The organism is Roseisolibacter sp. H3M3-2 (assembly GCF_029211165.1).
In the GTDB taxonomy this organism is placed as follows: Bacteria; Gemmatimonadota; Gemmatimonadetes; order Gemmatimonadales; family Gemmatimonadaceae; genus Roseisolibacter.
In genome coordinates this window covers 1-9124 of record NZ_JARGEK010000188.1, presented here as the reverse complement: position 1 = coordinate 9124, position 9124 = coordinate 1, and the positions used below count along the sequence as shown (strand labels likewise).

9 protein-coding genes and 1 pseudogene are annotated in these 9124 nt (G+C 74.5%); 7 read left to right on the top strand and 3 right to left on the bottom strand.

Annotated elements, in window-relative coordinates; translation table 11 throughout:
* Positions 1-912 (bottom strand): serine/threonine-protein kinase (locus PYV61_RS15325; RefSeq protein ID WP_275833084.1); only part of this gene is annotated, 912 nt, incomplete at its 3' end.
* A 178-nt stretch (positions 913-1090) separates the two neighbouring features.
* Here PYV61_RS15325 and sdaAB point away from each other — a divergent pair.
* Together sdaAB and sdaAA are read left to right on the top strand one after the other, a co-directional pair.
* Entirely contained in the window at positions 1091-1765 is a 675-nt protein-coding gene (sdaAB, locus tag PYV61_RS15320; protein ID WP_275833082.1) for an L-serine ammonia-lyase, iron-sulfur-dependent subunit beta, read from the top strand.
* A 37-nt stretch (positions 1766-1802) separates the two neighbouring features.
* A complete protein-coding gene (gene sdaAA, locus PYV61_RS15315; RefSeq protein ID WP_275833079.1) occupies positions 1803-2684 on the top strand; it encodes an L-serine ammonia-lyase, iron-sulfur-dependent, subunit alpha in 882 nt (293 codons plus the stop codon).
* Here the strand turns inward: sdaAA and PYV61_RS15310 are convergent.
* Both PYV61_RS15310 and PYV61_RS15305 read right to left on the bottom strand, forming a co-directional pair.
* A complete protein-coding gene (locus tag PYV61_RS15310) occupies positions 2668-4440 on the bottom strand; it encodes a flotillin family protein (protein ID WP_275833077.1) in 1773 nt (590 codons plus the stop codon). The two genes, sdaAA and PYV61_RS15310, sit on opposite strands and share 17 nt — an antisense overlap.
* Entirely contained in the window at positions 4437-5009 is a 573-nt protein-coding gene (locus tag PYV61_RS15305) for an NfeD family protein (protein ID WP_275833075.1), read from the bottom strand. The genes PYV61_RS15310 and PYV61_RS15305 overlap by 4 nt, the downstream gene beginning before the upstream one ends.
* Positions 5010-5206: 197 nt before the next feature.
* Between PYV61_RS15305 and PYV61_RS15300 the strand changes: the two genes are divergently transcribed.
* The 5 genes and pseudogenes from PYV61_RS15300 to PYV61_RS15280 form a co-directional block, all read left to right on the top strand.
* Complete coding sequence (locus PYV61_RS15300; protein ID WP_275833073.1) at positions 5207-5611, top strand: hypothetical protein; 405 nt, start codon at positions 5207-5209, stop codon at positions 5609-5611.
* 3 nt (positions 5612-5614) lie between these two features.
* Positions 5615-6502 carry a PspA/IM30 family protein gene (locus tag PYV61_RS15295; RefSeq protein ID WP_275833071.1) on the top strand — a complete coding sequence of 296 codons (888 nt, stop codon included), beginning with the start codon at positions 5615-5617 and terminating at the stop codon, positions 6500-6502.
* Positions 6499-7710 carry an AI-2E family transporter gene (locus PYV61_RS15290; protein ID WP_275833069.1) on the top strand — a complete coding sequence of 404 codons (1212 nt, stop codon included), beginning with the start codon at positions 6499-6501 and terminating at the stop codon, positions 7708-7710. Before PYV61_RS15295 ends, PYV61_RS15290 begins: the two co-directional genes overlap by 4 nt.
* A 54-nt stretch (positions 7711-7764) precedes the next feature.
* The gene (locus PYV61_RS15285) at positions 7765-8838 is read left to right on the top strand and encodes a DUF1611 domain-containing protein (RefSeq protein WP_275833067.1); all 1074 of its coding nucleotides are present in this window, start codon (positions 7765-7767) and stop codon (positions 8836-8838) included.
* Between the two features lie 62 nt (positions 8839-8900).
* Positions 8901-9124 (top strand): annotated as a pseudogene (locus PYV61_RS15280) (ABC transporter ATP-binding protein); the annotation flags it as partial.

The following is a 9124-nucleotide window of genomic DNA, read 5'->3' as shown; positions in this document are numbered from 1 at the left end:
GCCCGCCGCCGCGCCGCGCGGGCGGCGCGTGCGCGTCCGGCGCTCCGCGCGCCCGAGCGAGCGCCCGCCGGTGTGCATCGAGTCCTCGAGCGCCTCCGCGAACTGCGCGGCCGTCGCGAACCGGTCGACCGCGTTCTTCGCCAGCGCCCGCATCACCGCGTCCTCGACCTCGTCGGGGACGGTGCCGCGCACCACGGTGATCGACGGCACCTCGCCGAGCATCTGCCGGGCGATGATGGCCTGCGCCGTCGGGCCCACGAACGGAGGCTGCCCCACCAGCATCTCGTACAGCACGCAGCCGAGCGAGTAGACGTCGCTGCGCCCGTCGAGCGCGCGCTCCGCGGTCGCCTGCTCGGGGCTCATGTACACGGGCGTGCCGAGCGTGAGCCCCGTCTTGGTGAGCCGCTGGCTGGTCTCCTGGTCGGCGATGGCGCGCGCGATGCCGAAGTCGGCCAGCACCGCCTCGCCCCCCTCGAAGAGGATGTTCTCGGGCTTCACGTCGCGGTGCACGATCCCCTGGCGGTGCGCGTGGTCGAGGGCGCGCGCCACCTGGCAGGTGATCCGCACCGCCTCCTCGACCGGCATCATCCCCTCGCGCTGCATGCGCGCGGCGAGCGTCTCGCCGCTCACGTAGGGCATGACGTAGTACAGCGTCCCGCCGACCTCGCCGAAGTCCTCGATCGCGAGGATGTGCGGGTGGCTGAGCCGCGACGCGATGTCGATCTCGCGCCGGAACCGCTCGGGGCCGAGCGCCGTCCCCAGGTCGGCGTGGAGCACCTTCACCGCGACCTTGCGCGACAGCCGCACGTCCTCGGCGAGGTAGACCGTCGCCATGCCGCCGCGCCCGAGCTCGCGCTCGACGCGGTAGCGGTCGCCCAGCGCGACCTGCAGCTCCTGGTGGACGCTGACCATCGGCACCCGCGTGGTAGGGCCGGTGCCCGCCGGCGGCGACGCGGCGCCGCCGGGGTGGGGGGGCAGGGGCGAAGGTAGGACGGCCGCCGGAGGCTGTCCAGAGTAGACTGTACCACGGCGCCGCACGCACGCGGAGCGTGGCTAGATTGCAAGGTCGACCGCCACCCGGATCCCTCCCATGGTCTCCCTGCTCGACATCATCGGCCCCGTCATGGTGGGCCCGTCGTCGTCGCACACGGCGGGCGCCTGCCGCCTCGGGCTGCTCGCGCGCTGCCTCGTCGGCGGCACGCCGCAGCAGGCCCGCATCGAGCTGCACGGCTCGTTCGCGCGCACGGGCGAGGGGCACGGCACCGACAAGGCGATCGTCGGCGGGCTGATGGGCTTCCGCCCCGACGACGAGCGGCTGCGCACCGCGCTCGACATCGCCGAGCGCGAGCAGCTCGACTTCCGCTTCGAGAAGACGACGCTCGGCGAGGAGGCGGAGGTGCACCCCAACACGGTGCGCCTCACGGTGCGGCGCGGCGACCGCGAGAGCGTGATGGTCGGCTCGTCGCTCGGCGCCGGGCGCGTGCTGGTCACGGAGATCGACGGCTACCCGGTCGAGGTCACGGGGAGCTACCACACGATCGTGCTGGTGGCCGAGGACGTGAAGGGCTCGATCGCGCGCATCGCGACGATCCTCTCCGACCACGCGCTCAACATCGCGACGCTCAAGGTCAGCCGGCGGCAGCGCGGCGGCGACGCGTTCATGGTCTTCGAGATCGACGAGCCGCCCGACGAGCGCGTGCGCGACGAGATCCGCGCGCTGCCGTGGGTGCGCTGGGCGTTCCGGCTGGATAAGGTCGCCGCGTGAGCGCGGCGACCCTGAACCCCGTGAAGGGTCCGAGATAATGTACCGCTCCCTCGCCGACGCCGTCCGCGACGCCGAGGCGCGCGGGCTCTCGCTCTCGCAGGTCGCGCTGGCCGCCGAGTCGGCGGACGCCGGGCGTCCCGTCGAGGACATCCGCGACGCGCTGCGACGCGCGCTCGCCGTCATGCGCGGCGCCGTCGCGCAGGGGCTGACCGGCGACCTGCGCTCCGCCTCCGGGCTCGTGGGGGGCGACGCCGCCAAGCTGCGCACCGGCCCGGCCGGCCCGCTCGCCGGCACCCCGTTCCGCGACGTGCTGGCGCGCGCGCTCGCCGTGCAGGAGGTGAACGCGGCCATGGGCGTCATCGTCGCGGCGCCGACCGCCGGCGGGGCGGGGGTGCTCCCCGCGGTGCTCACCGGGCTCGCCGACGCGCGCGGCATCGACGACGAGGCGCTGGTCGACGCGCTGGCGACGGCGGGGCTCATCGGCGCCGTGGTGGCCGACCGCGCGTCGCTCTCGGGCGCCGAGGGCGGGTGTCAGGCCGAGACGGGCGCCGCCGCCGGCATGGCCGCCGGCGCCGCCACCGAGATGCTCGGCGGCACGCCGCGCCAGGCGCTGCACGCCGTCGCCCTCGCCCAGCAGGGGACGCTGGGGCTGGTGTGCGACCCGCTCGGAGGGCTGGTCGAGCTGCCGTGCGTCTTCCGCAACGCGACCGGCGCCGCCATCGCGCTGGCCGCGATCGAGATGGCGCTCGCCGGCGTCGAGTTCGCCATCCCCGCCGACGAGGTGATCGACACCATGGGCGAGATCGGGCGGGCGATGGACGTGCGCTACCGCGAGACCGCCGGCGGGGGGCTCGCCGCCACCCCGACGGGGCGGCGGCTGGCCCGCGAGCGGCTCGTCCAGATCAAGCGGTCGGAGTAGCGCTCCCGGCGCCCGACACCTCGGCCTGCGCCGAGGCCGGCGTGACGACGGTCGGCGGCAGGCTCGCCGCCCCGGGCGCGTCGGGCGTCATCGTGCCGAGGAAGCTCGGCATCTCGACGCCGGCCACGTCGCGCAGCACCTGCATCATCGGCGGCATCGAGCGCGCGAGGTTTTGGATGAACCCCGCCGAGCCGCCCACCGCCGCCCCGTCGCCGCTGGCGTTCCCCCCCTCCCAGACGACGACCTTGTCGAACTTGATGTTCGAGATCGCCCTGGCCGCCGTCTCGGCGAGCTGCGGCAGCTGCTCGACCATCATGAGCTGGAACGCGGCCTTCGGGTCGCCGCCGGCCGCCTGCACCATGCGCGCGATCGCGTCGGCCTTGCGGCTCATGATTTCGAACTGCCCCTTCGCCTCGGCCTCCAGCACCGCGTAGCGCGCCGCCGCCTCGGCGTCGGCGGCGATGCGCGCGCGCTCCGCCTCGGCCTGCGCCTCGACGATGGTGCGCGCCTTCTCGGCCTTCGCCGGCGCCTCCAGCCGCGCGCGCTGCTCCGCCTCGACGCGCTCCGCCTCGGCCAGCGCGGCCCGCGCCATCGCGCGGTTCTGCGCCTCCTGCACCGCCGCCTCCGCCTCGCGCTTGCGCGTCTCGGCGGTCTGGTAGGCCTCGGCGTTGCGCACCGCGAGCGCCGAGTTGGTGGCCGCGATCCGCCCCTGCGCGTCGGCCTCGCCGGCGATGGCCGCCGCGTTGGCCTCGGCGATCGCCACGCGCTTCTTCTGGTCCGCCGCCGCCACCGCCGCCTCGCGCTCGAAGCCCGCCGTCTGCTCGGCGATCCGCTGCTCCTTGTCGAGCTGCGCGATGCGGATCGACTGCGTGCGCTGCGCGTCCTTCACCTGCGCGTCGCGCTCCAGCGCCGCCGTCTGCTCGCCGACCGCCTGCTCCTTGTCCAGCTCCGCCAGCCGCACCGCCTGCTCGCGCAGCGTCTCGCGCAGGGCGATCTCGCGCAGCTTCTCGGCGTCGGCCACCGCGGTGACCTTCTCGCGCTCCGCCTGCGCCACGCGGATCTCGCCCAGCTTCTCCTGCTCGGCGACGTCGCCGCGCGCCTGCTGGATCGCCTGCTGCGCCGCCTGCTTGCCGAGCGCCTCGAGGTAGCCCGACGCGTCGCGCAGGTCCTTGATGTTCACGTTGATCAGCACGAGGCCGATCTTGCGCAGCTCGGGCTCCAGCTGGCTCTGCACCTTGTGCAGGAAGCCGTCGCGGTCGCGGTTGATCTCGTCGATCTTCATCGCCGCGATCACGGCGCGCAGCTGGCCGACGATGATGTCGTGCGCCGTCCCCTCGATCGACTCGGGGGTCATGCCGAGCAGGCGGATGGCGGCGTTCTGCCGCACCTCGGGCTCGGTGCCGATGGCGACGGTGAACACGGCCGGCACGCTGATGCGGATGTTCTCCAGCGACAGCGCGTCGCCGAGCGGCACGTCGAGGCGCATCGGCTCGAGGCCCAGGTAGGCGTACTCCTGGATCACCGGCCAGACGAACGCGCCGCCGCCCGAGATGCACTTGGCCGCGTTGCCGCCGCCCACGCTCCCCGAGATCACGAGGATCTTGTTGGCGGGGCAGCGCTTGTAGCGGCTGGCGAAGAACAGGACCATCCCGAAGACGACGACCGCCGCGAGGGCGGCGCCGCCGGCGGCGAACACGCTCGACGGCACCTCGCCGGACGAGAGGGACTCGGGCAGCTGCAGCAGGGCGAGGATCACGGCAGGACTCCGGATGCGGAGGGATCGGGGACGACCACCAGCGTCGCCCCGTCGGTCACGTCGACCACGACCACCGGCGCCCCGGTGGCCAGCGCGGCGGGCTCGCCCGAGACGGCGGCCGCCTCCACCACCCGCCCCTGCAGCGCCAGCTGCACCTTGCCGACGCCCGCGCCGGCCGGGGGGATGGGGACGTACACGGTCGCCGGGCGCCCCACGGCGCCCGACAGCCGCACGGTGCCGTCGCGCTCGAAGCGCAGCAGCAGCCGCGTCAGCGCGGCCACCGCCACGCCGGCGATCAGCGCGACGGTCACCGCCGACATGGCGACCAGCCCCGGCGAGGCCCCGGTCGCGCGCACCCCCATCCCGGCGAGCCCGAAGCCCGCCAGCGCCGCCGCCAGCACGCGCAGCGACGGCAGCTGCAGCACGCCGTGCCCGTGGTGGCCGTCGTCCGCGCCCACGAACCCGCCCACGAGCTGGAGGAGGAGCAGCAGGCCGCCGAAGACGGCGCAGGCGAGGTACACGGAGGGCGGGGCGGGGAGGGGGGAGCCGCCGACGGCGGCCGCCGCCAAGATGCGGGCCCCGCCCGCGCTCTGCCAGATGTTTTCGCGCTGTCCGCCCCCGCGGCGCCGGGCTAACTTCGGGGGCGCCCCGAAACCGCACGCCCCGGCTCGGCCGTAGGGCCAGCGACCCCCTACAACAGACAGGTGCCCGCATGGTCTCACGGGAAGAACTCGAGCGCTTTCTCGACCACCTCAGCGCCGAAGGCGTGAGCTACACGGAGGTCGCGCCCGGGCTCTGGCGCGTCCGGCCCGGCGGCGCGCTCGACTTCGACATCGCCGTCACCTACGCCCCGCCCGTGGTCCTGCTGCGCGCCAACGTCACCGAGCTCCCCGCCGACGACGGCCACTGCAACAAGCTCACGCGGCGCCTGCTCGAGCTCAACGCCACCGACCTGCTCCACGGCGCCTACGGCATCGACCGCGACACCGTCGTGCTGAGCGAAGCGCTCGAGCTGGGGCACCTCGACTACGAGGAGTTCCGCGCCTGCTTCGAGAGCATGACCATCGCCCTCGGCTCGCACCTGCGTGAGCTCGTCGCCATCCGCGACGGCCAGGTGCACACCGGCACCCACCGGGCCCTCTCGCCCGACGCCCTCCACGAGGCCCGCTGACGCATGGGCATCTTCGACCGCTTCTCCCGGCTCGTCCGGTCCAACATCAACGACCTCATCTCCTCGGCCGAAGACCCCGAGAAGATGCTGAACACGTTGATCACGGACATGAACGACCAGCTGATCAAGGCCAAGCAGCAGGTCGCCGTCGCCATCGCGGACGAGCGCAAGCTCCGCGACCAGTTCGAGAAGGAGCGGCAGCAGGCCGCCGAGTGGGAGCAGAAGGCCGAGCTGGCGGTGCGCTCCGACCGCGACGACCTCGCCAAGCAGGCGCTCCTCCGCCAGACCGAGTACGCCGAGCGCTCCGAGGCCTACTTCGCCGAATGGCAGGCGCAGCTCGCGCAGACCGAACAGCTCAAGGTCCAGCTGCGCGACCTCGCCGACAAGATCGAGGAGGCCAAGCGCAAGCGGAACCTGCTGCTCGCCAAGCAGCGCCGCGCCGAGGCGCAGCGCCGCATCCAGCAGACGATGTCCTCCCTCTCCGAGAAGAGCGCCTTCGAGGCGTTCGCGCGGATGGAGGAGAAGATCGAGACGAACGTGCGCATGATCGCCGCCGAGGCGACCATCGACCAGGAGTTCCAGGGCGACAAGCTGGAGTCCGAGTTCAAGCAGCTCGCGCGCGGCGCCGGCTCCGGCGACGCCGACACGCGCCTGCTCGCGCTCAAGCAGAAGATGGGGATGCTCCCCGCCGCCGCCCCGGCCGCCGACCGCCAGCTCGGCGCCGGCACGCCCACCCGCCAGGCGCTCGGCTCGGGCGCGCCGGCGCAGCAGCCGAACGGCGCCCCGGTGCCGCCCATGCAGCAGGGCGCGCCCCAGCAGCAGAACAACACCAGCGAGGCCGAGCTGCTGGCCGAGTTCGAGGAGCTGACGCAGGGCCGGCCCAAGGGGTGAGCGCCCCGGCCGTGTTCGAGGGGGTGCGACGCTTCCGCTTCGCCCCCCTGCTCGCCGCGACCGTCCTGACAGTCCTGCTCCTCTGGCTGTTCGGGACGGTCGCGGACGTCCTGCTGCTCCTGTTCCTCGCGATCCTCCTCTCGCTGTACCTGGGCGCGGTCGCCGACGCGATCACCCGCCGCACCCGCCTGCCGCGCCGCGTCTCGCTGTTCCTCGCCGTCGCGCTCACCATCGCCGGCGTCACGGGGCTGGTCTGGCTCCTCGTCCCGCCGGTCGTCGAGCAGACGCAGGCGCTCGTCCGCGTGCTGCCGGCCTACGTCGGCGCCTGGGAGCGCGGGATCTACGAGGCGGTGCGCCGCGTGCCGGGCGTCGCCGAGACGTGGCGCCCCGAGAACCACCGGCTGCTCAAGGCGGTCTACGAGCAGGGCGCGGCGCTGTTCGCCGACCTCGTGCCCAAGGTCATCGGGATCGGCCACGGCGTCATCAACGTCATCTCGGTCGGCGTGATGTCGCTCTACCTCGCGCTCCGCCCCGAGTTCTACCGCGAGTGGCTGATCGCCCTCTTCCCGCCGGTGCACCGCGACCTCGTGCGCGACGTGCTGCGCGACCTGGCGGTGACGCTGCGCTCGTGGATCGTGGGGCAGCTGCTGGGGATGTTCATCCTCGCCGCGCTCACCGCGGTCGGCCTGTACGTCCTGGGCGTCCCGTACTGGCTGACGTTCGGCGTGTTCACCGGCGCCGTGGCGGTCATCCCCTTCTTCGGGACGTTCGTGTCCAGCGTGCTCCCGGCGCTGTTCGTCCTCGCGGGGCCCGACGGCGGGACGCGGGCGCTGGCGGTCATCGCCCTCGGGATCGTGATCCACGTGATCGAGGGGCAGTTCGTCCTCCCGCTGATCACCGCGCGCCGCATCAAGCGCGTCCCGGTGCCGCCGGTGCTCTCGATCATGGCGGTGCTGGTGGTGGGGAAGCTGCTCGGCCCCGCCGGCCTGTTGGTCGCGGTGCCCACGCTGGCGGCGACGCTGGTCATCGTGCGCCGCATCCTCAGCAACCGGATCTACGAGGGGCAGGGGTTCCGCCGCGCGACGCGCGACCAGCCGCTGGTGCTGCGCGTCCCGCCGGCCGACGGCGAGGGGGTGCTGGTCGCGCCGACGCCGCGCGTCGACATGATCGCGCTCGCCGAGCGCGCGCGGGCGCGGCGGACCGCCTAAGTTCGGGCGCGGAGCCGCGACGACGCTCCCGACCCCGAACCGAACCCGCGCGCCATGAACGCCGACCGCCCCGTGCGCTTCCTCGTCCTCGCCGACGGCCACTTCGGCCCGATGTCGTCGAAGACGGCCAACGCCTGCATCCGCTACTCCCCCGAGCGCGTCGTCGGCGTGTGGGACGCCGCGCACGCCGGGCGCACCGCGGAGGACGTCCTCGGCTTCGGCGGCGGCATCCCGGTGGTCGCCACGCTGGAGGAGGGGCTCGCGCTCGGGCCCACGGCCGTCCTGGTGGGGATCGCCCCCGCCGGCGGGCAGCTCCCGCAGCCGTGGCGCGACACGCTGGCCGCCGCCGCGCGGCGCGGCCTCGACGTGTGGAGCGGGCTGCACTACTTCCTGAGCGACGACCCGCTGATCGCCGACGCCGCGGCCGAGGGCGGGGCGACGATCCACGACCTGCGCCGCCCGCCGGCGGACCTCGGCGTCTCCGCCGGCCGCGTGCGCGGCGTCGACGCGACGGTGATCCTCACCGTCGGCTCGGACTGCAACATCGGCAAGATGACCACCCAGCTGCAGCTGCGCGACGCGATGCGCGCGCGCGGCCAGCGGGTCGCGTTCGCCGCCACCGGCCAGACGGGGATCCTCGTCGAGGGGTGGGGGATCGGCGTCGACGCGGTGGTGGCCGACTTCATCGGCGGGGCCGCCGAGCGACTGACGCTCGAGGGGGCGGAGAAGGGGGACATCGTGCTGGTCGAGGGGCAGGGGTCGATCATCCACCCCAGCTACTCGGGCGTCACCTACGGGCTGCTCCACGGGTCGCTCCCGCACGCGATGGTGCTCTGCCACCAGCCGTCGCGCACCGCGATCGCCAAGCAGGAGTGGGTGCCGATCCCGCCGCTGGCCGACCTGGTGCGGCTGCACGAGCAGGTCGCCGCGCCGCTGCGCCCGGCGCCGGTGATCGCGATCGCGCTCAACACCTTCGACCTCTCGGACGAGGACGCCCGCGCGGCGATCGCGGCCGCCGAGCGCGAGACCGGGCTGCCGGCGACCGACCCGGTGCGCTACGACCCGGCGCCGCTGATCGACGCCATCACGGCGTTCCACGAGGGGCGGCGCGCCACGGCGACCGCGTAACGCCGCGCCGGGGCGCGTCGCCCCGGCCGCGGCGCGGGGCGCGGCGGGACGCACCGTGGGGCGTGCGCTCCGCCCTCCACCACCGCCCGCGCGACCCGCGCGTGCGCGCGCTCGCCGACGCGCGCGGACTCTGGGTCCCGGGGCCCGACGGGACGTGGACGCTGCGCGGCGCGTCGCTCGCCGTGTGGGGCGGGGAGGTCGTGTGCGTGGCCGGCCCCGATCCGGGCGCGGCGCGCGCGCTGCTCGCCTGCCTGCGCGGCGCGGCGCCGTGGGGCGGCACGCTGCG